Source organism: Phycisphaerales bacterium (assembly GCA_035627955.1).
In the GTDB taxonomy this organism is placed as follows: domain Bacteria; phylum Planctomycetota; class Phycisphaerae; order Phycisphaerales; family UBA1924; genus JAEYTB01.
In genome coordinates, this window is sequence record DASPKU010000003.1 from 20,236 (window position 1) to 45,448 (window position 25,213).

Consider the following 25,213-nt stretch of genomic DNA (forward strand, 5'->3'; position numbering starts at 1 on the left):
CCGAGATGTCCTCATCTCGGTGGTTCTCCGTTTGTGCACTCCAAGGGCGGCACGAGCATCCCAAAAACAAAGCCGCCCGCGTCTCCGCGGGCGGCGTCACTTTTCGATCTCAGTCACGAAGCAGGCCGCTCAGGCGACCACGCCCTCCATCAGGAACTTGCCGCCCGTCGCAGGCTCGTTGATCCGGGCGCTCACGAGCGCCACCCGCATGCCCGAGGTCAACTTGGGCAGCGTGATCGACTTATGCACCCCGTCCGCGGCGATCTCGGTGATCGTCCGCTCGATAGCGCCGTTGTCGTCCACGACCACAAGGCGGTAGCTCTCGCCCTGCAGACCGGGGAGCTCGCAGAACATCTTCGAATCGTTCCACTTCTCGTCCACCCAGATCACGGCCTTGCCGCTGAAGCCCTGGGCCGCCGTCATGAGCACCCGCTGGGACGTCGCGCTGTACAGCACGTCGCCCATGTACGTCCGCTCGAAGCGCTGGAGGAAGGCGGAGTTGGCCGCGTCGTCCTCGAAGTGGTGGGTCATCCGCTGGTTGGCGGTGTAGACGTTCACGAACGCGACGCCGAGCACGACCACTGCGGTCACCAGACCGATGGCCGAAGCCCGCCACGCCGTGTGCACCCGCTTGGCCGGGGCGAGGTTGAGGTCGGTGCCGGCGCCCTCAGCGATCATGGCCGCGCTCACCGCGTTCAGCACGCGCTCGCGGAGGTAAGCGGGCGGCTCGACCTGAGGCAGCAGGTGGTCCATGTTGGCAAACCGGGCCTGCTCGCGCCGGATCTGCGCCTGAACCGCGGGCGGGGCAACCGTGAAGGCGGCCTCGAACGCAGCCTGCTCCTTCTCATCGAGCTGGCCTAGCGCATCCAGGTGCGCGTGCTCCAGAAGCTCCTGCAAAGTCATGTGGCAAACTCCTCGCCATTGCGCTCGCGAAGCCGCACGAGGGCCCTGCTCAACGCCGACTTGATGGTTCCCAAGGGTGTGTTCAACTCTTCCCCGATCTGCCGCAACGTCTGTCCCCCCAGATACGCTCTCGTGACGACTGTGCGTTGCAGTTCTGGCAGTGATTCGATCCTTTTCAGCAGAATCTTCATCCGCTCGTCTGTATCCAGCCTGGAAGTTCCCGCTTCCACCGCCGCGGGCATCACCGCTGTCGGCCCGTCCAGCGACGAAGCCTTGAGCCGGGCCCGGTTCCGCCGCAGCTTGTCGACCAGGTGCCTGCGGGCGATGAGCATCACCCATGTCACCAGGGCCGAACGCCCGTCGTCATACCTTGATGCCGTCTTCCACAGCCGAACGAAAATCTCCTGCACCGCGTCCTCCGCCTCGGCCCTGGTAGGCATGGACTGATACGCCATGCGGAACACCAGCGACCCGAAGCGGTCGTACAACTCACCGATCGCGCCCTCGTCGTTGCTCGCGACGCGGCGCATCAAGTCCAGATCGCCGCTTCCGCGGCCGTCTGAATGACCCCTCACGCCCATATGCCGGCACCGCCTATCTACCCGACGGGTGAAGATCGTGAAGTGGTCTTCCCAGTGAGCCTGGTTGGCGCCCGTCTGACCACAAATACGGGCGGCGTCGCTGAAGGATGCTTCATTTCGACCAAATCCAGTCTACACCAGCCACCCGGCCTAGGCACGAAAAGTTATCCGACCAGGTCCCGAATCCCCCGTTCGGGATCACCTTTGGGGTGTTCAGCCGACCTGTATGAGGAATTAAACTATTGCTGAAACTTCCCGCCGAGAGTAACCTGCTGGGGTGGACCTGAGTCCGTGACCGGACAAGACCACGCTCGCTTGGGGTTCCATTGATGAAGACCCGCCAGCTCAACGCGTCGCGTCAGCGCCGTGTTTCAGTGCGCGCCGGCTTCTCCCTCATCGACATCCTGGTGTCCATCGCGGTCATCGCGGTGCTCATCGGCATGCTCCTCCCCAAGCTCAGCAGCGTGCACGAGTCCGCCCGGCGTGTCTCCTGCCAGTCGAACGTCCGCCAGATCGGCGTCGGCGTGATGACCTACGCCAATGACTACCGGGGCTACATCCCACCCAGCATCTACCTCCCCGAGTCCTCGACTGGGATGGCTCCGCAGAACATGAACACGCTGCGGACCGACGACGGGCGCTGGGACGGCATGGGCGTGCTCTACTCGCTGGAATACACCGCCGCACACAAGGTCTTTTACTGCCCCTCCCATAAGGGTGAGAAGCCGCTCAACAAGTACACCGGCCTCTTCAAGAACAACCCCGGCGGGGAGATCCTCAGCAACTACCACTACCGCGGCGAAGGCCCCGCCGGCCATGGGCCCGGCGGCCCGACGACCCGCAATCTCGACAAGATCGACCCCGCCTACTCCTCCCTGATCTCTGACTCCATGCAGCTCCGTTCCGACTACAGCCACAAGGTCGGCGCCAACTTCTTCCGTGCCGACCTCTCCGTGCACTGGTACAACGACCCGGGCTCCAACCTTCGCCTGGAGCTGCCCGAGACCAAGGAAGAGGCCGACATCCAGTTCGAGTACGTGGTCGAGCTGTGGAACAAGTTCGACGACGCCGCCAATGCCGAGCGCAATGGCGAGAACCCCTGAGCGAACCAAGGTTTGGCTCATCCGTCTAAGCTGATCGCATGACCACCCGCGTCCTCGCCGCGTTGCTGTCGCTAGCCGTTGCGGTTTCCACACACGCGCAACTCAAGCCTGACCGCCTCTACTACGGGATCAACCGCCCGGTGCCGATGCAGGTCTCGCTGCCGCCCGCACCGGAGGGCAAGGCGTGGGGCGACCTGCACATCGACCTCTACACGCCCGGCAACCCCGAGCCCATTGCCGTCGCGCCCGTCGAGCAGGGCAAAATCGACCTTGGCGCGCTCTTCCCGATCATGTGGGGCACGACCACGCCCAAGGTGCAGTACGCGCAGCTCGTCGCCGGCACTGAGAAGGTGGGCCCGCCTGTGGTGCTCCAGCCCATGGTGAACCCCGCGGCCGCGATGGTCTACAGCGAGTCGGCCAAGGGTCCGTGGTTCATCGACCCCAAGACCCTTACGCCCAGCTTCAAGCCCCGAGATGGCCAGATCGCGTGGGTGAGCTACGAGACCCGCACGTACACGGGCATCCGCGCCTACGTCGACCAGCATGTGGTGATCGAGACGACGCTGGGCGAGATCGAGTTCCGCCTCAACCCGGAGGCTGCCCCAAACACGGTGTTCAACTTCCGCCACCTTGTCGAGGGCGGCTTCTACACCGACGTGATCTTCCACCGCATCGTGCCGCGCCTGGCCAGCGGCGCGCCGTTCGTCATCCAGGTCGGCGACCCGACCGGCACCGGCGACGGCGGCCCCGGGTACTCGATCGACCTCGAGCCCAGCACGCTGCCGCACGACTTCGGCGTGATCTCCATGGCCCGTGAGAACGAGCCCAACACCAACGGCTCGCAGGTCTTCGTCTGCCTCTCCCGCGAAGGCACCAAGGCCCTTGACGGCCGTTACACCGCCTTCGGGCACGCGGTGCGTGGCAGCGAGACCATCATGGCATTGGCCGCCGTGCCGCTTGTGCCAGACGAGCCGGGGCAGGACCCCAAGAACCGCCCAAAGGACCCGCCCATCCTCCAGCGGGCGCGCCTGGTCGATGCGCCGCCCTACGGCGAGGCGCCGCCCGCGCTCACCCGCCCGGCCGAGCCCCCCAAGTCCCGCTGAGGACGCTCGCGGTCAGAACAGGAACACCAGGCTCGCGCCCACAAACGGCGTCCCATCCGCGCCCTGCTGGTCCAGCTCGTTCCCGTTGTTATCATCGACGGTGTATTCCTGCCACGCGATGTAGCCGCCCGCCACCGTCACGCTGATCCGCGGCGAGAACGAGTACCGCACCTGCAGCCACACCGGGATCCGCGAGTCCCGCCCGACGCCGTCGGGGATCGGGCCGTCCTCATCGAGCCGATACGCCCGACCCTGGTACGCCCCGTGCAGCGAGATCTGCAGCTGCTCGTTGGGCCGGTACGCCAGCGCGATGCCCGTCGAGTTCAGCTCGTTGCTGTTCGACAGCGTCCACTGCTCACTTATCTTCCAGTCGATCGACACCAGCGGGAGAAACAGCCCCGAGTCCTCCAGGCGCGAGCGTGCCGCGAAGCCGCCGCCCAACGTGAGGTTCTCGTTCACCTTGTAGTTCGCACCTGCCACCAGCCCGCCTGTGAACGACTTGCCGAGGTTGGCGTCATCCTCGAAGCTCGCGTCCGCGCCGCCGCCGAAGAACCACGACCAGCTCGTGGTCGCCTGGCGGCTGATGATGACCGCCGCGGAGAGCTGGTAGGTGTCGTCCCACGGCTCGCTCGTCCCCGCCAGGGCCGTGTCGCTGCTGAAGTCGTAGCCCGAGTACTCGGCGCCGATTGAGAGGCTCAGGCGTGTGCGCTCGTCCAGCGGCTGGCGGATGCCCACTTCCGCGCCGGTGCGGAAGAGGCTCACGCTCCCGTTCACATCCTCGAAGTCCGCCTCGAACGCGTGCGTGCCGAACAGCGTCACGGCCACATCCGGTCCCGGCAACTGCCGTGCCTGAGCGACCGCGGGCGGCTGGCCGCTCGCGCCGGTCGTGGGGGTGGCGCCCTCGGGCGCACCCGGCGTGTGCTGGGCGAACGCGCCCGACGACAGGAACGCGGCAGAGACAAGGACAGCAGCAGCAGACCGGATCGGCATAACGACTCCCGAGGACAGGTGGCGGAACGGCCCCGATTCTACGAGAACCCCCGGCGTGCCGGATTCATCCACACTCATGGAAAGCCGACGCGCACGCGGCTGGAGACTTCCCCGCCCCTTGCCCCTACCCTTCCCGCGTGCCGGGGCGGTAGCTCAATTGGTAGAGCACTAGCTTTGCAAGCTAGGGGTTGGGAGTTCGAGTCTCCTCCGCTCCACTTCTCCATCTGTTCCAGCGGGCGGCGCCCGCCAGCATCCCGCGGCCACCATGACCACCGCCACACGTCCACCGGCCGCGACTCCGCCACCCGCCAACTCGCCCGCCAGCCCACCCGCGCCCGCTGGCGTGCACGGCCTGTCAGCGACCGGCGTTACCGCCGTGGTCCTCTCGCTCATCGGCTGGACGACGATCCCGCTGTTCCTGCACTACTTCGCCAAGGACATCGATGCTTGGACCAGCAACGGCTGGCGCTACGCCATCTCGGCCCTTATCTGGGCTCCGGCGCTGGTGATCGCCGCCCGGCGCGGCAAGACGCCCTCGGGGCTGTGGAAGGCCGCGCTCGTCCCTAGCTTCTGGAACGCCGCCGCCCAGGTGTGCTTCGCCCTCGCGCCTTACTTCATCCAGCCGGGACTCATGATCTTCAGCATGCGGCTGCAGATCGTGTTCCTGGCGCTCTCCGCCGCGCTCATGTTTCCCGCGGAGCGGCGCGTGCTCCGCAGCCCCGCGTTTGTCGCGGCCCTCCTGCTCGTCCTGGGCGCCACGCTTGCGACCATCGCGCTCAAACCACCAGGCGGCACACCCACCGATGGCCCGCCGCTCGCTGATGTCCCGCACGCGTTCCCCATCGGCATCGCCCTCAGCATCGGCGCGGGGCTCATGTACGCCCTTTACGCCCTGGGCGTGCGCAAGCACATGGTCGGCATGAACCCGATCCTCGCCTTCGCCGCCGTCAGCCAGTACACCGCCGCGGCCCTGGTCGCCTGCATGCTCCTTTTCGCCCGCGGGCACGGCGTCGAGGCCGTCACGCACCTAACGCCCTTCACTTTCGGGCTGCTCGTCGCCAGCAGCCTGATCGGCATCGGCCTCGGCCATACCTTCTACTTCTACGCCATCGCCCGTATCGGCCTGGTGGTGGCCGCGGGGGTGATTCAGCTCCAACCAATCACCGTGGCGATCTCGTCGATGCTGCTGTTCGACGAGGAGATGACGGCCGCGCAGTGGACCACTGGGCTGATCGCGGTGGCCGGAGCGGTGGCGATGCTGGTCATCCAACATCGCGTGACCACCCGTGATCGGCGAGCCAGCATGGGCCTATGCAAAAAGTGTGGGTATGACCTGCGCGGGCTCGCCTCGGGTGCAACCTGCCCCGAGTGCGGCACGCGGGCGTAACGAGTCCACGAAAAAGGCACGACGCACCCGCGCCAGGCCTTCACACTTCCGCTTTCCGGTTTCCGCCTTCCGCCGTCTCAGGCCCGGCTCTGGTAGCTCCGGTCCTGCGTCGAGATCTTCAGGGTCTCGCCCTGCTTGATGAACGCGGGGACGCGGATCACAAGCCCGGTCTCCATCGTCGCGTCCTTGGTCTGGTTGGTCACCGTGGCGCCCTTCACTTCCGGCGGGCAGTCCTTCACCGTCAGTTCGACGCTGGGCGGCAGTTCGAGAGTCACGGCATTCTCGCCGTAGAACAGCACCGTCGCCTGCGTGTTGGGCCGCAGGAACATCAGGGCATCACCCAGCACGTCCGGTGGGATGATCACCTGGTCGAAGGTCTCGGGGTCCATGAACGTGGCGCCGCTGTTGTCCGAGTACAGGTACTCCATCGGGCGGCGGTCCAGGTCCACCACATCCACTTCGTCCGAGGAGCCCAGGCGCCGCTCGATCGTGCGGCCCGCGACCACGTCCTTGATCTTGATCTGGATAAACGCGCGGAGGTTGCCCGGAGTGCGATGCTCGAAGTTCGTGATCACATAGAGCTTGCCGTCGATCTTGCAGCCCAGTCCGGGGCGGAGGTCAGTCGCCTTCATCCTTGAGATTCCTTGAAACAGGGGCCGCCGGGTGGACCGCGGGGCCGGGTTTTGAATGGGGCCAAGTATAGGCGGGGGCGCTCGCGACCTGCCGCCCGGGCCCTCGGCCCCCATGTCGGACCGATAGGTAGCGGAAGTGGGGGATTGCGGGCCATAATGGGCTCTGCTGGGAGCACCTCGTCAGGAGTCATCCATGAGCATGAGCGTTTCGCGGCGTGAGTTCGTGGTCGGCGCGGCGGCCCTGGTCGGCGCGGCCGGCCTCAACCTCCGCCTCTGGGCGCAGGAGGGCACGAAGACAGCCCCCAAGCCCGCCGCCTCGGCCGAGACCTTCAACCGCTGGGTTGAAGTCCGCCCGGGCTTCCACGTCGCTATCGGCACCACCGGCGAGAACTTCGCGCTGCTGGGCGGCAACTCAACGCTGGTGGCGACCAAGGACGCCTCGGCCCTCATCGATACCAAGCAGGCCGTGATCGCCCCCGCCCTCCGGCGCGAGTTGCTCACGAAAACCGCGGCCGTCGTGCAGGTCTTCAACACCCACCACCACTTCGACCACTCCGGCGGCAACGGCGTCTTCAGCAAGGACGCGGCCCTCTCCGCTCACCCTAAGGCCTGCGAGCGCATCGCCGCCATGAAGGGCTCCTTCACCGCGCAGCTCCGCCAGCAGATCAAGGCCCTCGAAGAGGCCGAGGTCGCCGGCGCCAAGCAGGCGGCCGAAGATGCCAAAGCATTCCAGAACTCCCTCGCCGAGCTGAAGGAGGACGCCTGGACCCCCAAGCCCATCAAGATGGAGGAGGTCAAGAGCGTCGCCGGGAAGAAGGTCGAGGTCCACCACGTCGGCGCCGGCCACACCGACAACGACGTGTTCTTCTTCTTCCCCGACGACAACGTGCTCGTCGCGGGCGACCTCGTCTTCAACAACCTGCACCCCTACTACGACAAGGACGCCGGCGCCACCAGCGAGGGCTGGATCAAGTCCCTCGAGCGCATCGTCCACCTCTGCGACGAGAAGACCGTCGTCGTCCCGGGGCACGGCGACATCGGCAACCTCGAGACCGTCAAGAAGCAGATCAAGTACTTCGAGGACGTGCGCGAGGCCGTGAAGAAGGCGATTGACGAGGGCAAGGCACGCGAGGACGTCATCAACACGACGCTCCCGCAGTACGCGCCCTACCGCCTTGAGGTCGCGCGTGGCCTCGTCCTCGGCGGCGTGTACGACGAGCTCAAGAAGTAGCACTGCAGGAGCGCCGCACCGCATCCGGTATCTGGAGCAACCCTTGCTGAATCGCCGCGAGTTCGTCACCGCCAGCAGCGCCGCCGCGCTCGGAGCCCTCATGAGCCGCGACCTCCTCGCCCAGCCCCGCAAGGACGTCGGCAGCAGCGGGGGAGGCAGGGCCGTCACGCTCTTTGAGTGGAAGCCCATCGCCCCCGACCTCGCCTCCATCAAGGTCGCCTTCGGCCAGGGCGGCAACGTCACGCTCATCGACGGGAAGGAGGTCGCCTACCTCATCGACACCAAGAACTCCCCCTGGGGCAAGACGCTCCGGCGCGAGGCGTCGCCGGGTGCCCCGAAGCTCGTGGTCATCAACACGCACCACCACGCCGACCATACCGGCGGTAACCATGCGTTCACCGGCGACTGCGACGTCCTGGCGCACGAGAAGTGCCTGCCGCGCATCGAGGGGAACGTCGCCCGCTACATCTCGCAGATCAAGGAGGCGGTGGGCAACTTCCCCAAGGGTGAGAGCGAGGGCCTCAAGAGGGCCCGCGAGGACTGGACCGAGCTCTACCACAACGTGACGAAGCTCGAGGCGAAGAACTTCACGCCCACGGAGGCCGTGAAGGACACCCACGAGATCGCCACGCCCGGCGGCGCGAAGATATCACTCCGCCACTTCGGCCCCGGCCACACCGACAACGACCTCGTCCTCCACCTCCCCAACTCCAACGTGCTCATCGTCGGCGATCTCGTCTTCCGCAAGGTCTTCCCCTACGTGGACCAGAACGGCGGCGGCACCATCGAGGGCTGGATCAGCGCGCTCAAACAAGCCCAGGCACTCTGCGACAAGAAGACCCGCGTCGTCCCCGGGCACGGCGACCTCTGCGGCCCCGAGGGGATCGCCGACCAGATCACCTACTTCGAAAAGTGCCGCGATGCCGTCGCCAAGGCCATCAAGGCCGGTCGCCAACGCAAGGACATCGTGACGATGAAGCTGCCGTTCCACGGCTACGCCAACGAGGACCGCCAGAGCATGACGATGATCCAGCTCTACGCGGAGCTGAGCGAGAAGAAGTAGCAGGGGTGATAGAGCGCGCGCCCCGCGTGCTCTTCACCACCCCTTCTCCGTTTCGCCTCAGTTCCTCTCAGTGTTCTGCCTTGAGGCGATTTCAATCCAGCAGGTGCACCACATTGGGCAGTTCATCGCGGTCATCCGCCGCCCGCGGGAACTTCTGCGCCAGCGCCCCACCCACCAGCCCCACGGCCTCCTTCAGCCCCACCGCCAGCTCCCCACGCCGCGAACCCGCCGTGACGGCCTTGCACGCGTTCTCCCACGTCTCCTGCGGCAGCACCGCGTTCACCTGCTGATCCCCGTCCACCCACGCCATGTGCTCCAGCAGCGACACGAAGATCAGCACACCGCTGCGGCCCTTGGTGTGCCCCACGCGGAAGAGATGGAACGCCTCGAAACCGCGCCGCCGAACCTCGGCCTCAAACTGAAGCCGCGGCACGAACGGTCGCGCCAACGCCGGGAACCGCGTCGCCAATGCCGCGCCCACCATCCACCACACCGCGAACAGCACCAGCACCGGGATCAGCCCCAGCGCCAGCTCCTGGCCCTGCGTCCATTCGGTCTCGTGGAACTGCTGGTACAGCACCCACGCGATCGCCACGCTGGCCAGGGCCAGCAGCAGCCCGAACAGGTCCTCCGCGCGGTCGTACCGCCCCGAGCGCGTAGCAACAACGACCACGATCTCGGCCGAAGTGCCGCGCTCGGCCGCGGCGATGGCTGAGTGCAGCTCGTCGCGGTCCTTCTGCGTGATGACTTGGGAAGCAGTCTTCATAGTTGATCACCAGGAGCCCGTGGCCCCGCCCCCTCCAGAGAAACCGCCGCCGAATGAGCCGCCGCCGCCCCCGCCGCCGAACCCACCGAACCCGCCGCCCCCGCCTCCGAACCCGCCGCCCGAACTATCGCCCCCGCCGAACATCCCGCCGCCTGAGCCGCGCGAGCCCCACGCGTTCCCAAGCAGCCCGCCCAGCAGCAGGCCGCCCAGCATTCCCCCCATGCCCGAGCTCGGACGCGAGCCCCAGCCGCCGCCCCAGCCCGCGGGCCCATAGCCCGGTCCGTACCCGGCGCTGCCGCCGCCGTACGGGACACCACCCGCAGAGCGCCGCGTAAACGCCTTGATGATCATGAACAGCACGATCAGCCCGACCGGGATGATGAAGCACCCGAGCGATGAGAACAGCCCGCGCCCGCCCAGCAGCGTGCCCGTCGGCTTCACCGGCGGCGCCGCCACCGGTCCCGAACCCCCCGCCGCCTGCGAAGTCCCGCCCACACCGCCCGGCGTGAACGCCTTCGTCGGGTTGTCGATGTTCTTCGTGATCGCCTCCACGCCATCGCGGATGCCGCCCGAGAAGTCCCCCTTCTTGAACCGTGGCACGATCACGCCGTTGATGATCTGCGCGGCCGCGACGTCCCGCTCATGCGTGAACGCCCCACCCATCTCGATCCGCACCTTGCGGTCACCCTTGCTCACCAGCAGCAGCACGCCCGTGTTGCGGTCCGTGGTCCCCACGCCCCACTCGCCGAACAGGTTCATCGCGTACCGCTCGATCGGCCACCGCGCGGCCCCGTAGTCCGCCAGCGAGTTGATCGTCACCACGATGACCGGGATGCCCTTGCTCTTGAGGAATGCATCCGCGCTCTTAGTGACCGCGGCCTCATCCTCCGGCTTTATGAGCTCAGCCAGATCGCTGACGAACTGCCCCTCCGCTGGTCGAGGGGGGTAGGTGACCTGGGCCTTTGCGGAGCAAGGCGTCAGCACCGGCAGCACGGCTACAAGAACGAGGAGCCACCATGGCCGCGATCGGGTCAGAATCAGCATGCCGCATTGTTGGTAGACCCGGGTAAGGGGTTTTATGGGGCCGGGGTGAACCCGATGCTCAAAGTGGCGGGAGTCGATGGTCGATTGTACAATGTACAACCATGAAGACGGACGGCCCTACATCAACTGGCACGGGCGTGTTCAAGCGACTCCAGAAGTACGGGAACAGCTACGCCCTGATCATCGATAAGGGCATGCTCGATGTCATGGGCGTAAGCCCCGAATCCGAGTTCAATGTCACAGTCCAAGGTGGTGGCCTCACGATTACTCCCAGCAATGTGGGCGCCGGTCCGGAGCGGATTGCCGCGTCGATCAAGAAGCTCCGTCCGATGTACGGCGAGATGCTCAAGAACCTCGCGAAGTAAGCCATGGATCGCCCCGTCTTGTTCCTGAGCGTCGCCGACGTGCTGCAGATCCAGCAGGACACCATCGAGAGCGAAGGTGGCGGTCGTGGTGTTCGCGATCTCGGACTGCTCGAAGCCGCGGTGATGCAGGCCCGCCAAACCTTCGGTGACGAGTACCTGCACCCGGACCTCGCCGCGATGGCTGCGGCTTACCTGTTTCACATTGTGATGAATCATCCCTTTGTGGACGGCAACAAGCGGGCAGGATCATTCTCCGCCGTCATCTTCCTGGACCTGAACGGAGTGACGAAGTACCCCGACCAGCACGTGATGGAGGAGGTCACCGTGGCCGTCGCTTCGAGCGAGATGTCAAAGGACCAGCTCACGCGATGGATGCGTGAAGCAATCTCTTAGAACTCGCATCGGTTCGAGGGCTGCGAAACGAACCAAGTGGGTGAAGGAGGTTCGTGTGAGGAGCGGCGACAACCAACCTCAAGCTGCCGGCCTTGGCGGCCTCATCCACACCTACCTCGCCTTCGACCCCAAGAACTTCCCCTCGCCAACCGCCCCACCGCCCGACCTCACTTCCGCGGCCTTCGAGCACATGCTCGCCTTCGGCTCCATGCGCCACCTCACGGAGGAGGAGCTCGCCCGCGCCATCCACCTTGACCCTTCGATGTTCCCACGCCTGGGCCCCAGCCTCGACCAGCTCATGGCCATGTTGGCGGAGCGCAAGCGGAAGATCCTTGAGACCTACGAGACCGAGCAGGTTCAGCAGTCCGTGGCCAAAGCCTTCGAGGATGCCGCGAGCACGGCCAACCCGCCGCCCAACCTGCGCGACGCCCTCACCCGCATGATCCGCGATGAGCAGCTCGCCGACCTCGAGCGGCTCTACTTCCGCCAGAAGGACGACACCAGCGACTTCGCCAGGCAGCTCATGTCGCTCATGCACCGCCTGGGCGAGAAGTACCAGGTCGACGAGCTCGCGGCCAAGTACGAGTTCACCGGCCGCACCCCCATGACCGTGCCCCAGGCCCTCGAGATCAAGGACGAGCTCGAGACCATCGACAAGCTCCTCGAGCAGCTCAAGGAGGCCAGCAAGACCGCGCAGCTCGCCATCATCGACATGGACGAGCTCAGCGAGTTCGCCGACGACAGCGCCCTCGAGGACCTCAACAAGCTCCAGGAGCAGATCGAGGACTACCTCCGCGAGCAGGCCCGCGCCCAGGGTCTTGAGTTCACCCGCGAGGGCTACCGGCTGACGCCGCAGGCGTTCCGTGTCTTTCAGCGCAAGCTCCTGCAGGAGATCTTCAGCGAGCTCACGGCCTCGCGTTCCGGCCGCCACACCGGCCCGGTGGTGGGGGAGGGGGCCGTAGAGATCGAGCGCACCAAGGAGTACGAGTTCGGAGATTCGGTGGCGCACATGGACATCGTGCAGACCGTGATCAACGGCGTCGCCCGCGAGAGAGCCAAGCCGCCGGCCCAGCCCGGATCGCAGTCACAGCGCCTCCACCTCTCCATGGACGACATCACCATCCACCGCACGCGCAACAACCCCAAGTGCGCGACCATGGTGCTGATGGACATGTCCGGCTCCATGCGATACGACGGCCAGTACATCAACGTGAAGCGCATGGCCCTTGCCCTCGACGGTCTCATCCGCGCCGAGTATCCCGGCGACTTCCTCGGCTTCGTCGAAATGTTCACCTTCGCCAAGCGCCGCCAGATCTCCGAGCTCCCCGCCCTCATGCCCAAGCCCGTCTCGGTGCACTCCCCCGTCGTGCGGCTCAAGGCCGACATGAGCAACCCCGATGTCTCCGAGCTTCGCGTCCCGCAGCACTTCACGAATATCCAGCATGCACTCGCCGTGTCCCGCCAGGTGCTCAGCGTGCAGGACACGCCCAACCGGCAGGTCATTCTCATCACCGACGGCCTTCCCACCGCCCACTTCGACGGCCCCGAGCTGTACATGCTCTACCCGCCCGACCCGCGCACCGAGGAGGCCACCATGCGCGAGGCGATGCTCTGCTCGCGCGATGGGATCACCATCAACATCTTCCTGCTGCCGAACTGGAGCCAGACCAGCGAGGACGTCGCCTTCGCGCAAAGAATGGCCGAGGCCACCCGTGGACGCGTCTTCTTCACCGGCGGACGCGACCTCGACCGCTACGTCGTCTGGGACTATGTCAAGCAGCGTCGCAAGGTGATCGGGTAAGAACCGCGACCGTCAGGGAGCGACACGCCCGCGCCCCGCGGGCGTGCGTCCTGTCACCCTCCCACAAAATCCCCAGATTTCCTTTGACTGCCACGCCCAATAAGTGCATCTTCACACTGCGGGAATGGGGCTCGTAGGGGTCGCTGTCATTCGGCCAGACCACGCGCATGTGCGCGGGGCGGCTGTCAGCGTGTGTCCGTCATCCCGGGAGAGTCCGCATGGTCCGCTCGCGAGCGCTGGTGTTGTGCGTGTCGGCTGGTTTCGCTTTGTTCGCGGGCGGGCACGCCGCCGCCCAGAATACGATCAGCCCCCCGGTCGAGAACCCCGCCAACAACCACTGGTACATCCTCCTCGACGCGTCCCTCATGCCCGACGCCCGCGCCAAGGCCGCGGCCCTGGGCGGCTCCATCGTCACCATCAACGACGCCGACGAGAACGAGTGGGTCCGCGCCAACATGGCCAACTACAACGGCGTCCCGCGCCGTCTGTGGATCGGCCTCACCGACGAGAACGCCGAGGGCACCTACGAGTGGATGAACGGCGAGCCCGTCACATACACCAACTGGCAGCTCAGCACCGCCCAGCCCGATAACCACCTCGGGCGCGACGCCGTGAACGGCGAGGACTACGTCGAGATGATCACGCCCGCCCTGGGCGAGTGGAACGACCAGCCGTCCTGCTGCAACGTCGGGCTCAATCCGCCGCTGCACGCCGTGATTGAGTTCAACACCCGCCCGACCTTCGGCGCCTGCTGCACCGGCACCACGTGCCAGGTCACCACGCCCGCGGGCTGCTCCAACCTCAGCGGCACCTACCGCGGGGACGGCACCGACTGCTCGCCGATCTTCAACGGCGCCAGCAACAACGGCCCCTTCGCCTCCGGCCTGCCCATCGGCCCCAACGCCGGCACCGTCACCACCGATACTCAGACGATGTCGGGTCCCACCGTCATCGGCAACCTCAGCCTCACAATCCGCCTCACCCACACCTACATCGGCGACCTCACGATCGACCTCCGCAACGACACTACCGGCGCGACGGTCCGCGTCTTTTCGCAGCTCTGCGGCACCAACGAGAACATGAGCGTCACGTTCGTCGACGGCGCCGCCACGCTCGTCTGCGGCACGCCCACCAGCGGCACCTTCAACCCCGCCAACCCGCTCTCCACCTTCGCCGGTCTGGACGCCAACGGCCCCTGGACGCTCACGATCACCGACCACGCGAACGTCGACGGCGGCACGCTCGAATCCTGGTCCTTGACCACCTTCGAGAGCGTCACCGCCAGCATCTGCGAGACGTCCATGTGCGGCACCGCCGACTACAACGGCGACGGCGACACCGGCACCGACCAGGACATCGAGGCCTTCTTCGCCTGCATCGGCGGCACCTGCTGCCCCACCTGCTGGCACCTGGGCTCGGACTTCAACGCCGACGGCGACGCCGGCACCGACCAGGACATCGAAGCCTTCTTCCGCGTCCTGGGCGGCAACCCCTGCTGATGGAGGAACCCCGACCGTGAGGGAGGGATACAGCCGCGCTTCGCGGCTGTGCAACTCACCACGTCACGAGAGGCCCGCGCCCCCGCGCGGGCCTCTTCTCTTTACCGCTCCAACCGCAGCCGCACCGCTAGATCATCCAGCCCCAGCACCGCCTCGCGCGTCGGCTCTTCCGGCAGTGAGGACCGCTCGCTCGCCGCATTCAGCTCATCCCTCAGCCGCACGAACTCAAGCTCGTGCCGTTCCAGCTCTCCCGGCCGCAGCGCATCCTTCTCGTTCCCGCTTACCTTTCGCGCGATGAGGTCATCGATGTACGCGAGCCGCGCCCGTTCGTTGAGCACCCTCAGATTGCTCTCCACCATCCCCGTCTCCAGCAGGTGTATGCCCGCCAGCAGCACGCGGTAGGTGTACAGCAGGCCCTTCACCGTCGGCCGCGGCGACCTCACCACCAGCTCCCACTGATTCTCGGCAAACCCGCGGTAGTGGTACCGGTGGTGCCGCGTCATGCACCCCCGCGCCAGGTGCCTGAGTTCTTCCAGCACCCCGCAGTCGTGCACCACCAGCGGCGAGAACACCTGCTCCAGCACGTAGCCGTTGCGCTTGAGCATCAGCCTGAAGAACTTGAGCACGTCGTGGGTCACGACGTCCATCTCCGGGAACCCGCTCTTGTCCATCACCTCCAGCGTCTCGCTCGGCGGGTCCATGCTCACGAACTCGCGCACTGGCGTGACATGACATCCGCGGAGGTCATAGTCCGAGTCCGGCGAGTGGAACCCATACAGGTGCGCACCGCTCACGGTCACGAACACGCGATCCGCCGGGTGCCGCGTCAGAAAAGCGCGTGCAAGGTCAAAGTCGAACATAAGCCCCCACTCTAGGGACTTCGCTGGCCTTCCCCGACCGAAAAGGCCGCCTCCCGCCCCTCCTCGCCTCTACTTCTCTACCCCTCTACTCCACTTCTCCTCCGCTCCGCTCCCCCCTTCGCGCCTTCGCTCCCCTTCGCGACCTTCGCGTTCGATTCCTGACGGACACCCACCCCCAGCGCATCGCTACAGTCCGTCCCGACCTCCACTGGGGTAGCAGGTCGGCTGGGGTGTTGTCCGAGTGTCGCCGACGCCGAGCTCTTCCGAACCCAATGCCTCAGAGCCGCTCGCGCCGGGACAGCCCATCGACGACGCCGCGCACACCCGCCCCAACCCACCCGACTCCATCGATCGCCCTCACGATCCCTACCTCGCCCTCCGCTCCGCCGACTACCGCCGCTTCGCCCTCGGCTTCGCCCCATCCTCCATCGGCCTCCAGATGATGGGCACGGCCATCTCCTGGGAGATCTACGACCGCACCCAGAGCCCCATGGCCCTCGCCTACGCCGGCCTGGCCCGCGCGGTCCCCGTGCTCTGCCTCGCCCTCCCCGCCGGTCACGCCGCTGACCTCTTCAACCGCCGCAACATCCTCGTCATCACCCAGCTCTGCTTCGCCCTCGCCGCCGGCGCCACCGCCGCGGCCTCCTACTGGCACGCACCCATTTGGGTCTTCTACCTGCTGCTCTTCGTCAGCGGCGCTGCCCGATCCTTCAACGGCCCCGCCCGCAGCAGCGTGCTCCCCCAGATCGCCCGCGGCGACGCCTTCCCCAACGCCGTGACCTGGAACAGCGGTGTCTTTCAGGTCGCCGCGATCATCGGCCCGCTCCTCGCCGGCTTCATGATCGACTGGCCCACTCTTTCCGGCGGCAAGCCCCAGGCCTGGCCCGTCTACCTCGCCACCGCCCTTGGCTGCGGGCTGTTCGCGCTCTCCGCGGCGGGCATGCACGTGCCCGCGCCCGAGCGCAAGCCCGGCCCCGCTTCCTTCAGCTTCCGCGCCATGATCGCGGGCATGTCCCACGTCCGACGCGAGAAGACCATCCTCGCGGCCCTCTCGCTCGACCTGTTCGCCGTGCTGCTGGGCGGCGCGACGGCCATGCTCCCGGTCTACGTCGAGCTCATCCTCGATGTCGACCCGGACTCTGAGGGCCGCTGGCTCGGCGCCCTCCGCTCCAGCCAGTTCGTCGGCGCACTGGTCATGTCCCTCGCCCTCGTGCACCGCCCGCCCTTCCGGCGCGCCGGACCCGCCCTGCTCTGGTCGGTCGCGGGCTTCGGCATCTGCATGATCGTCTTCGGCCTCTCCCGAAACGTGTGGGTATCGCTCGCCGCGCTCTTCCTCTCGGGCGGCCTCGACGCCATCAGCGTCGTCATCCGCCACGTCCTCGTGCAGACCCGCACCCCCGACCACGTCCGCGGGCGTGTCTCCGCCGTCAACAGCGTGTTCATCGAGAGCAGCAATCAACTCGGCGAGTTCGAGTCCGGGTCCGTCGCCCACGCCGCGGGAACGATCGCGGGCTCCAAGGTTTTCGGCGCCATGTTCAGCGTCGTCAGCGGCGGCATCGGCACGATCCTGGTTGTCCTTGGCATCGCCTGGATGTGGCCCGAGATCCGCCGCCTCCGCAAGCTCTGATCACCCCGCTCCCTCCCCTTCGCGACCTTCGCGTTCTATGCCTTCAAGCGCCCGCAAATACACGCAGATCGGTTAGCATGCCGCGCATGGGACAGACCGCCACGATGCCCGCCCCTCCCGGGCCGCGCGCCGCCGCACCCACGTACTGGGGCCTCACCGGCTACCAGTGGCTCGTCGTCGCCGCCGCGTGGCTGGGCTGGGGCTTCGACGTCTTCGACGGGCTGCTCTTCAACTACGTCGCCCCCGCCTGCGTCCCCGACCTCCTGGGGATCACCAAGGACACACCCGGCTACCAGGGCCAGATCAGCTTCTGGACCGGCACGCTCACCAGCGTGCTGCTGATCGGCTGGGGCGTGGGCGGCATCCTCTTCGGCAAGATCGCCGACCGGATCGGCCGCACCCGCGCCCTTCTGGTCACGATGCTGCTCTACTCCCTTGCCACCGCCGGCTGCGCCTTCGCCAACAACATCTGGATGCTGATGTTCTTCCGCGTCATCGCCAGCCTGGGCATCGGCGGCGAGTGGGCCGCGGGAGCCTCGCTCGTCGCCGAGACGGTCCCCGAGAACAAGCGCGTGTGGGCGGGCATGCTCCTCTACACCGCGTCACCCTTTGGCATCCTGCTGGCCACGCTGGTGTCCGACGTCTTCCTCCACCAGATCGACTTCGCCGCCGTGTCCGAGTCCCTCGGCTTCGGCGACGCCAGCTGGGGCTGGCGCGCGGTGTTCCTCACCGGCCTCGTCCCCGCCCTCGTCGCCCTCGTCATCCGCATCAAGGTCAAGGAGCCCGAGATGTGGAAGCCCGACGAATCCGCCGGGCGGGTGAGCGAGCTCTTCAGCCCCGCGATGCGGTCGCGCACCATCGGCGGGCTCGCCATGACCATCATCGCCCTGCTGGGCTGGTGGTCCTGCTTTGCCTTCATCCCCCTCATCGGCAACCGCCTGGGGACCGCGCCCGCGGACAAGTCGCAGCTCGTCTTCATCGGCACCGCCGCATACAGCCTGGGCGGCCTCATCGGCACTATCCTCACCATGCCCATCGCCCTCACGCTGGGCCGCCGCTGGATGTTTGCGCTCTACTTCGCCTTCTCCGCCGCCGCCATCTGGCTCGGCTTCGGCGGCGACTGGGAGGCCAAGACCCGCATGTGGATGATGCTGCCCGTGGGCATCGGCGTGTTCGGTGTCTTCGGCGCCTTCACCTTCTACCTCCCCGAGCTCTTCCCCACCCGCCTCCGCGGCACCGGCGCAGGCTTCTGCTACAACACCGGCCGCTTCATCGCCGCGGGCGGGCCGTTCCTCATCGGTGCTCTCACCACCCGCAAGTTCGACACGCCCGGCGAGCAGCTCGAGTTCCTGCTCACCTGCGTCAGCTGGGTGGCGGTCTTTCCCGCCCTGGGCGTCGTGCTCGTCCTCTGCCGCGTCTGCCACGAGACCAAGGGCCAGGCCCTGACCGACCATGGCTGACCCCTCGCCCACGATGCCCCGCCCCTGGCGCGTCTGCGTCGACACCGGCGGCACCTTCACCGACTGCATCGCACTCTCGCCCACCGGCGAGGTCCGCCGCGCCAAGGTGCTCAGCAGCAGCTGCCTGCGCGCCGCCGTGCTCGAATCCCGCGGGCCGCTCATGCGCATCACAGGCCGCGGGCTGGCCGCACTCCCGTCCTTCGCCGGCTTCACGCTCCGCGTGCACGATCAGGGCGAGGCCCTCATCACCAAGTCGCACCTACTTGACGATTCGACGCTCGAACTCACCCTCGGCCTCGAAGTGATCGTCAACCCCGGCTCCCTCTGCGAGCTCTCCAGCGGCGAGCCCGCGCCACTACTCGCCGCACGTCTCGCCACCTCCACCCCCCTCAACCACCCCTTCCCGCCCCTCGAACTCCGCCTTGCGACCACCCGCGGCACCAACGCCCTCCTTGAACGCCGCGCCGGCCCCGCCGCCCTCTTCCTCACCGCCGGCTTCGCCGACCTGCTCACCATCGGCACCCAGCAGCGTCCCGACCTCTTCGCGCTCGCCCCGCGCAAGCCCCGCGGCATCGACTGCGACACCATCGAGGTCAGCGGCCGACTCGACGCCCACGGCCGCGAGCTTCAACCCCTCGACATCGAGTCCCTCCGCGTGCACGCCCACGCCCTTGTGTCCCGGGGCATTACCTGCGCCGCCGTCGCCCTCATGCACGCCTGGCGCAACCCCGCCCACGAGCAGTTGGCCGCGCAGGTCCTCCGGGACGCCGGCTTCCGCCACATCTCGCTCTCCTCCGAGATAGCCGGCCGCATCGGCTACCTCGACCGCGCCCGCACCACGCTCGTCAACGCCTACCTCGCGCCCGTCGTCGACTCCTTCGTCGCCGAGGTCGCCCACGGCCTGGGCGCACCGAACTCCAACCCCACCGCCACAACCACCTCGCCCGCGCCGAACACTCCCCGCCTCCTCCTCATGACCAGCGCCGGTGGCCTCGTCACGCCCGATGCCTTCCATCCCAAGGACAGCCTCCTCAGCGGCCCCGCCGGCGGAGTAGTGGGGGCCCTCGACGCCGCCAGGCGCTCCGGCTTCACCCGCGTGCTCGCCTTCGACATGGGCGGCACCAGCACCGACGTCGCCCGCATCGACAACGAACTCGATTACGTCTTCGAGCACCGCGTCGGCCCCGGCACCGTCATGGCCCCTGCCGTCGCCGTCGAGAGCGTCGCCGCGGGTGGTGGCTCGGTCTGCTGGTTCGACGCCGCATCCACCCTCTTCCGCGTCGGCCCGCAGAGCGCGGGCGCGAGCCCCGGCCCCGCCTGCTACGGCGCCGGCGGCCCGCTCACGATGACCGACGTCAACCTGCTCCTCGGCCGCCTCGACCCCTCCCGCGTGCCGCTGCCCCTCGACTGCGCCGCATCTCAACGCGCCGCGGCCGCGCTCCTCGCGCAGGTCACCGCCGCGGGCCGCGACTTGTCAGAACAGCAGATGCTTGACGCCCTGCTCGCCGTCGCCAACGAACAGATGGCCGCCGCCATGCGCACCGTCTCCGTCCGCCAGGGCTACGACCCGCGCGACTACGCCATCCTCGCCTTCGGCGGCGCGGGCGGCCAGCACGCCTGCGGCGTCGCCGCGCTCCTGGGCGTCGACACCGTCATCGTTTCACAGGATGTCGGCCTCCTCTCCGCCCGCGGCCTCGCCGCGGCGGGAATCGAACGCTTCGCCACCCGCCAGGTGCTCGCCAGCCTCACCACCGCTCCGCTCGCGGACATCCTCGCCGAACTCTCCGCGCACGCAGCGGCACAGCTCGAGAACGACGGCTACTCAAAAGCAACCATCACCCGCCGCATCATCGCCGCCCGTCTCGCCGGCCAGGAGAACACGATCGCCGTCGAGGTCGATGACACCACCGACCTGGAGCACCAGGTCCGCACCGGCTTCGCCCGCCTCTTCCGCCAGACCTACGGCTACGCCCCCGTCGCCCGCGTCCTCGAGGTCGAATCCATCCGCGTCGTCGCCCGCGCTATGGAAGAGCCCTTCGACATCCCTACCGCGCCGATCTACGCCCCACACTCAACGAGCACCACCCCCAGCACCTGGCCCTCCCACCCGCGCGAGTCCCTCCGCCCCGGCGACAGCATCCACGGCCCCGCCATCATCAGCGAAGCCCACGCCACCACCATCGTCGAGCACGGTTGGACCGCGACCGTCGATGCCGCGCACGCCCTGATCCTCCGCCGCGATGACCCCGCGCCCTCAGCTCACGCCCCCGCCCACGCCGCCGAGCACGACATCCTCGCCGCCCGCCTCACCGCCATCGCCACCGACATGGGCGAGATGCTCCGCCGCACCGCCCTCTCCACCAACGTCAAGGACCGCCTCGACTTCTCCTGCGCCGTGCTCGACCCCGACGGCGAGCTCGTCGTCAACGCCCCGCACATCCCCGTCCACCTCGGCGCTCTCGGCCTCTGCGTTCGCCTTGTGAAGCACACACTGCCGATGCACCCTGGCGACGTCGTCGTCACCAACCACCCCGCCTTCGGCGGCTCACACCTGCCCGACGTCACCGTCATCGCCCCCGTCTACCACGACGGGACGCTCATCGCATTCGTCGCCACCCGCGCCCACCACGCCGAGATCGGCGGCATCCGCCCCGGTTCCATGCCCCCGGGCGCCCGCACCCTCGCCGAGGAGGGCGTCGTCATCCCCCCCATGCACCTCATTCACCACGGCGAGCCCCGCCTCGACGAGTTCCGCCGCGTCCTGCTCGAAGCCCCGCACCCGACCCGCGCCGTCGAAGAGAACCTCGCCGACGTCCGCGCCCAGCTCGCCGCCTGCACCCGCGGCCAGCACTGCCTCCTCGCCCTCGCCGCCGAGTTCGGCCCTGCCCTCCCGCGCGTGATGCACACCCTCCGCTCCCGAAGCGAGTCCATCGTTCGCGCCGCACTCGAGCGCGTCGTCACGCGTGAGCTCGCCGCGACCGAGTACCTCGACGATGGCTCCGTCATCAACGTCACCATCCGACGCGACGCAGACAAGACGATCATCGACTTCACCGGGTCCAGCCCCACCCACGCGCTCAACCTCAACGCCCCCCTCGGCGTCATCCGCAGCGCCGTGATGTACGTCCTCCGCCTCCTCGTCGACGAGCCGCTGCCCCTCAACGAGGGCCTCCTCCGCGCCGTCGACCTCCGCGTGCCCGAAGGGATGCTCAACCCGCTCTTCGACAAGGACCCCGCGCGGTGCCCCGCCGTCTCCGCCGGCAACGTCGAAACGAGCCAGCGCGTCGTCGACACACTGCTCAAAGCCCTCAACCTCGCCGCGTGCAGCCAGGGGACCATGAACAACGTCGTCTTCGGCAACGACCGCTTCGGCTACTACGAGACGGTCTGCGGCGGCGCGGGAGCCACCGCCACGACGCACGGCGAGTCGGCCGTGCACACCCACATGACCAACACCCGCATCACCGACCCAGAGTTCCTCGAGCACCGCTACCCGGTCCGCCTCGAACGCTTCGAGATCCGACGCGGCTCCGGCGGCGCCGGCCTGTTCCACGGCGGCGACGGCGTCAACCGCGAGTACACCTTCCTCGAGCCCGTCTCACTCTCGCTCCTCACCCAGCACCGCAACGAGCGTCCCTACGGCCTCGAGGGCGGCACCGGCGGCCGCCGCGGCCACCAGGTCATCTTCTGGCCCGACGGCCAATCGCACCAGGTCCCGCACTTCTGCTCCTACGACCTCCCCGCCGGATCCCGCCTGTTCCTCGAAACCCCCGGCGGCGGCGGCTGGGGCACCCCCGCCTGATCGCAGCCGAAGGCCGGCCCGATAACCGCGCCATTCTGGGCAGCCCCAACCGCCCCCGCCGCCCCCACATTCCGAGAAAAACGCTCACCCGCTCACCTCAGGCCCCGCATCGGCCGATGTCAGAGCGGGAGAACCCACATGAGCACACACACCAAGCCCATCCAGAGCCAGCTCGCCCACGATCCCGAGATGTCCGAGCTGCTCGACCTCTTCCTCTCCGAGCTTCCCAAGCGCGTCGATTCGGTCACCAGCGCGTGGCGTCAGCGCGAGCTCAACACCCTCCGCCGCATCGCCCACCAGATGAAGGGCTCCTGCGCCGGCTACGGCTTCCCCACCCTCGGCCAGGCCGCGGCCGACGTCGAGCGCACCGTCGACCAGAACGCCCCGCTCGAGACCATCGCTACAGAGGTCAACGAGCTCGTCGAGCTCTGCCAGCGCGCCCTCCAGGGCCGCGGCCGCGCCGCCGCCTGACGCTCCCGCCCGCCCGAGGACCTTCGTTGCCCAGCCTCAACCCAACCCGCCCTCAGGACGAGCCCCGCCCGACGGTGCTCATCATCGACGACAGCGCCGACGTGCACCGGCTGCTCAAAGCCAACCTCAAGAGCGAGGAGCTGGAGTTCATCAGCGCCAGCGACGGCCTCGAGGGCCTCATGGCCGCGCAGCAGTACACGCCCTCCCTCATCATCCTCGACCTCGACCTGCCGTCGATGGACGGCCTCTCCGTGCTCAAGCGCCTCAAGGAGCTGAGCAAAACGCAGCAGATCCCCGTCATCGTCCTCTCCGGCCAGCAGAACCCTTCCGACAAGGTCGCCACCTTCGACATGGGCGCGATCGACTACATCACCAAGCCCTTCGAGATGACCGAGCTCCGCGTCCGCGTGCGCTCGGCCCTCCGCATGCAGCAGCTCGTGCAGATGCTCGCCCAGCGCGCCCAGATCGACGGCCTCACCGGCCTCTGGAACCGCACCTTCTTCGACCGCCGCTGGTCCGAAGAGCACGCCCGCTGCACCCGCCACGCCCACCCGGTCGCCATCGCCCTCCTCGACCTCGACCACTTCAAGGACGTCAACGACACCTACGGCCACCCCGCCGGCGACATGGTCCTGCAGACCGTCGCCCGCATCCTCCAGCGTGAGTGCCGCCACAGCGACCTCGCCTGCCGCTACGGCGGCGAGGAGTTCGTCCTGCTCATGCCCGACACCGCCACCCACGAGGCCGCGGCCGTGTGCGAGCGCATCCGCGCCGCCGTCGAGGCCGCCCGCTGGGCCCGCCTGCCCAACCTCAAGGTCACGGTCTCCATCGGCATCGCCGGGTGCTCGGGCGTCTGCCCTGTCTCGCCAGACCAGTGGGTCGAGGAAGCCGACCGCAATCTTTACTCCGCCAAGCGCAACGGCCGCAACATGACCGTCAGCGCCGACCTCTCCGTCGCCCCCACCTGGGCCTCGCGCACCACCTCTGGATAAGAACCGCGACCGTAAGGGAGCGATACAGCCGCGCCCCGCGGCTGTCCTGTCTCACTAGGAACCGCGACCGTAAGGGAGCGACACAGCCGCGCCCCGCGGCTGTCCTGTCTCACTAGGAACCGCGACCGTCAGGGAGCGATACAGCCGCGCCTCGCGGCTGTCCTCTCTTCGCGCATCCAGCACCCGCACTCAGAACGGAAAAATCAACCCCGCGTACAGCATCAGGCTGTCGCGTCCCGGGTTGTCGTTGTTCCCGCTGATCCGCGCGTTGCTCACGTGCGCCCACCGCATCCCCACCTCCAGCCGCGCACCCTCCTCGCCGATCGCCCGCGTGAACCCACCGCCCGCTCGTGGCGTGAAGTTGAAACTCGACCCCTCGTCCCCGTCGGTCCGGTTCACGGGGTCGGTGCTGAACAGGAACCCGATCCCGCCATCAACAAACCACGTCCACTTCTCGCCGTTGTAGAAGTGGTACCGCAGCACCAGCGCCGGGTTGAACCCCGTGGCGTCCTTCCCCTCCTGCTGGTAGTTCCAGATCCCCAGCTCGCCGATCAGCTCGATGTCCTTGGCGATGAAGTACTCGTAGCGCCCGTACAGGTTCACATCGGTGAAGTCCCCGTTGCTCGCCGCGCCCGCGCCGATGCCAATCCACCTCGACCCCGTCTTGCCGAACTCCACCGCCGGCGCGCTCGCGTCCAGCTTCGCCTCGGTGACGGTCGTGGTGGTGGTCGTAACCGGCGCTTCGGTGGCCTCGGGCTGCAGCGACACCACGACGGGCGTCAACGTGAGCTCCCGCCCGTCACCGGCCAGCGCCGGCAGCGCCACACCCGCCACCACCGCGGCCACACACACAGCATTCGTCGAGCGTTGAAACATGAGGGGTAGACTATAACCGCGTATGCTCCCCGACGCCGATCCAGCCGCCAACGGACGTGTAGAACGCCTCGAAGAGGCGCAGATGTTCGCCGATCGCCGCGCCGACCTCCTCAGCGAGCAGATGGCCGCCCTCGAGCAGAAACTGCGCGAGTTCAACGACCGCCTCCGCCGCCTCGAGGACAACCTCGCCCGCCTCGGGCAGGTCATGGAAGAGCGCGAACAGCCCGACAGCGGCGACCTTCCCTGACCCGACCTGTGCCACGA

The 25,213-nt window shown here is 67.7% G+C and carries 23 protein-coding genes and 1 tRNA gene; 16 read left to right on the plus strand and 8 right to left on the minus strand.

Features of this window, described 5'->3' with window-relative positions:
• Window positions 1–129: 129 nt before the first annotated feature.
• Entirely contained in the window at window positions 130–903 is a 774-nt protein-coding gene (locus tag VD997_03290; protein HYE60998.1) for a hypothetical protein, read from the minus strand.
• Window positions 900–1,433, minus strand: a complete 534-nt coding sequence (locus tag VD997_03295) for a sigma-70 family RNA polymerase sigma factor (protein ID HYE60999.1) — start codon at window positions 1,431–1,433, stop codon at window positions 900–902. Before VD997_03295 ends, VD997_03290 begins: the two co-directional genes overlap by 4 nt.
• Window positions 1,434–1,813: 380 nt before the next feature.
• Here VD997_03295 and VD997_03300 point away from each other — a divergent pair, with 380 nt between their 5' ends.
• Together VD997_03300 and VD997_03305 are read left to right on the plus strand one after the other, a co-directional pair.
• Window positions 1,814–2,587, plus strand: a complete 774-nt coding sequence (locus VD997_03300; protein HYE61000.1) for a DUF1559 domain-containing protein — start codon at window positions 1,814–1,816, stop codon at window positions 2,585–2,587.
• Between the two features lie 38 nt (window positions 2,588–2,625).
• Window positions 2,626–3,690, plus strand: coding sequence for a peptidylprolyl isomerase (locus VD997_03305; GenBank protein HYE61001.1), 1,065 nt, complete (start codon window positions 2,626–2,628; stop codon window positions 3,688–3,690).
• 12 nt (window positions 3,691–3,702) lie between these two features.
• Here VD997_03305 and VD997_03310 read toward each other — a convergent pair whose 3' ends face one another.
• On the minus strand, window positions 3,703–4,680 hold the full coding sequence (locus VD997_03310) for a DUF6268 family outer membrane beta-barrel protein (protein ID HYE61002.1): 978 nt from the start codon (window positions 4,678–4,680) through the stop codon (window positions 3,703–3,705).
• 142 nt (window positions 4,681–4,822) lie between these two features.
• On the opposite strand from VD997_03310, the gene VD997_03315 reads away from it, so the two are divergent.
• Together VD997_03315 and VD997_03320 are read left to right on the plus strand one after the other, a co-directional pair.
• Window positions 4,823–4,895 (plus strand) — tRNA-Ala (locus VD997_03315).
• Window positions 4,896–4,945: 50 nt separating this feature from the next.
• A complete protein-coding gene (locus VD997_03320; protein ID HYE61003.1) occupies window positions 4,946–6,067 on the plus strand; it encodes a DMT family transporter in 1,122 nt (373 codons plus the stop codon).
• A 77-nt stretch (window positions 6,068–6,144) separates the two neighbouring features.
• On the opposite strand, the gene efp is transcribed toward VD997_03320, so the two are convergent.
• Entirely contained in the window at window positions 6,145–6,699 is a 555-nt protein-coding gene (gene efp / locus VD997_03325) for an elongation factor P (protein ID HYE61004.1), read from the minus strand.
• 193 nt (window positions 6,700–6,892) lie between these two features.
• Here efp and VD997_03330 point away from each other — a divergent pair, with 193 nt between their 5' ends.
• A complete protein-coding gene (locus VD997_03330) occupies window positions 6,893–7,930 on the plus strand; it encodes an MBL fold metallo-hydrolase (protein ID HYE61005.1) in 1,038 nt (345 codons plus the stop codon).
• Window positions 7,931–7,973: 43 nt separating this feature from the next.
• Window positions 7,974–8,993: an MBL fold metallo-hydrolase gene (locus tag VD997_03335; protein HYE61006.1), complete on the plus strand. Its 1,020-nt coding sequence runs from the start codon at window positions 7,974–7,976 to the stop codon at window positions 8,991–8,993.
• Window positions 8,994–9,084: 91 nt separating this feature from the next.
• Here the strand turns inward: VD997_03335 and VD997_03340 are convergent, their stop codons facing one another.
• Window positions 9,085–9,759: a hypothetical protein gene (locus VD997_03340; protein HYE61007.1), complete on the minus strand. Its 675-nt coding sequence runs from the start codon at window positions 9,757–9,759 to the stop codon at window positions 9,085–9,087.
• Between the two features lie 6 nt (window positions 9,760–9,765).
• Window positions 9,766–10,803 carry a TPM domain-containing protein gene (locus tag VD997_03345; GenBank protein HYE61008.1) on the minus strand — a complete coding sequence of 346 codons (1,038 nt, stop codon included), beginning with the start codon at window positions 10,801–10,803 and terminating at the stop codon, window positions 9,766–9,768.
• Between the two features lie 101 nt (window positions 10,804–10,904).
• Here VD997_03345 and VD997_03350 point away from each other — a divergent pair, with 101 nt between their 5' ends.
• The 4 genes from VD997_03350 to VD997_03365 all read left to right on the plus strand — a co-directional run bounded on the left by VD997_03350 (window position 10,905) and on the right by VD997_03365 (window position 14,861).
• The gene (locus VD997_03350; GenBank protein ID HYE61009.1) at window positions 10,905–11,168 is read left to right on the plus strand and encodes an AbrB/MazE/SpoVT family DNA-binding domain-containing protein; all 264 of its coding nucleotides are present in this window, start codon (window positions 10,905–10,907) and stop codon (window positions 11,166–11,168) included.
• 3 nt (window positions 11,169–11,171) lie between these two features.
• The gene (locus tag VD997_03355; GenBank protein ID HYE61010.1) at window positions 11,172–11,561 is read left to right on the plus strand and encodes a type II toxin-antitoxin system death-on-curing family toxin; all 390 of its coding nucleotides are present in this window, start codon (window positions 11,172–11,174) and stop codon (window positions 11,559–11,561) included.
• A gap of 55 nt (window positions 11,562–11,616) precedes the next feature.
• On the plus strand, window positions 11,617–13,362 hold the full coding sequence (locus VD997_03360; GenBank protein HYE61011.1) for a hypothetical protein: 1,746 nt from the start codon (window positions 11,617–11,619) through the stop codon (window positions 13,360–13,362).
• A 218-nt stretch (window positions 13,363–13,580) separates the two neighbouring features.
• Window positions 13,581–14,861: a lectin-like protein gene (locus tag VD997_03365; GenBank protein ID HYE61012.1), complete on the plus strand. Its 1,281-nt coding sequence runs from the start codon at window positions 13,581–13,583 to the stop codon at window positions 14,859–14,861.
• A gap of 101 nt (window positions 14,862–14,962) precedes the next feature.
• Here VD997_03365 and VD997_03370 read toward each other — a convergent pair whose 3' ends face one another.
• Window positions 14,963–15,721: a nucleotidyltransferase domain-containing protein gene (locus VD997_03370; protein HYE61013.1), complete on the minus strand. Its 759-nt coding sequence runs from the start codon at window positions 15,719–15,721 to the stop codon at window positions 14,963–14,965.
• A gap of 241 nt (window positions 15,722–15,962) precedes the next feature.
• Here VD997_03370 and VD997_03375 point away from each other — a divergent pair, with 241 nt between their 5' ends.
• The 5 genes from VD997_03375 to VD997_03395 all read left to right on the plus strand — a co-directional run bounded on the left by VD997_03375 (window position 15,963) and on the right by VD997_03395 (window position 24,073).
• Window positions 15,963–17,348 carry an MFS transporter gene (locus VD997_03375; GenBank protein ID HYE61014.1) on the plus strand — a complete coding sequence of 462 codons (1,386 nt, stop codon included), beginning with the start codon at window positions 15,963–15,965 and terminating at the stop codon, window positions 17,346–17,348.
• Window positions 17,349–17,434: 86 nt separating this feature from the next.
• Entirely contained in the window at window positions 17,435–18,808 is a 1,374-nt protein-coding gene (locus VD997_03380) for an MFS transporter (protein ID HYE61015.1), read from the plus strand.
• On the plus strand, window positions 18,801–22,610 hold the full coding sequence (locus tag VD997_03385; GenBank protein ID HYE61016.1) for a hydantoinase B/oxoprolinase family protein: 3,810 nt from the start codon (window positions 18,801–18,803) through the stop codon (window positions 22,608–22,610). The genes VD997_03380 and VD997_03385 overlap by 8 nt, the downstream gene beginning before the upstream one ends.
• A 138-nt stretch (window positions 22,611–22,748) precedes the next feature.
• Complete coding sequence (locus VD997_03390) at window positions 22,749–23,081, plus strand: Hpt domain-containing protein (GenBank protein HYE61017.1); 333 nt, start codon at window positions 22,749–22,751, stop codon at window positions 23,079–23,081.
• Between the two features lie 26 nt (window positions 23,082–23,107).
• A complete protein-coding gene (locus VD997_03395) occupies window positions 23,108–24,073 on the plus strand; it encodes a diguanylate cyclase (GenBank protein ID HYE61018.1) in 966 nt (321 codons plus the stop codon).
• Window positions 24,074–24,262: 189 nt separating this feature from the next.
• Here VD997_03395 and VD997_03400 read toward each other — a convergent pair whose 3' ends face one another.
• On the minus strand, window positions 24,263–24,949 hold the full coding sequence (locus tag VD997_03400) for an acyloxyacyl hydrolase (GenBank protein ID HYE61019.1): 687 nt from the start codon (window positions 24,947–24,949) through the stop codon (window positions 24,263–24,265).
• 22 nt (window positions 24,950–24,971) lie between these two features.
• Between VD997_03400 and VD997_03405 the strand changes: the two genes are divergently transcribed.
• Window positions 24,972–25,196, plus strand: a complete 225-nt coding sequence (locus VD997_03405) for a hypothetical protein (GenBank protein HYE61020.1) — start codon at window positions 24,972–24,974, stop codon at window positions 25,194–25,196.
• Window positions 25,197–25,213 lie beyond the last annotated feature (17 nt).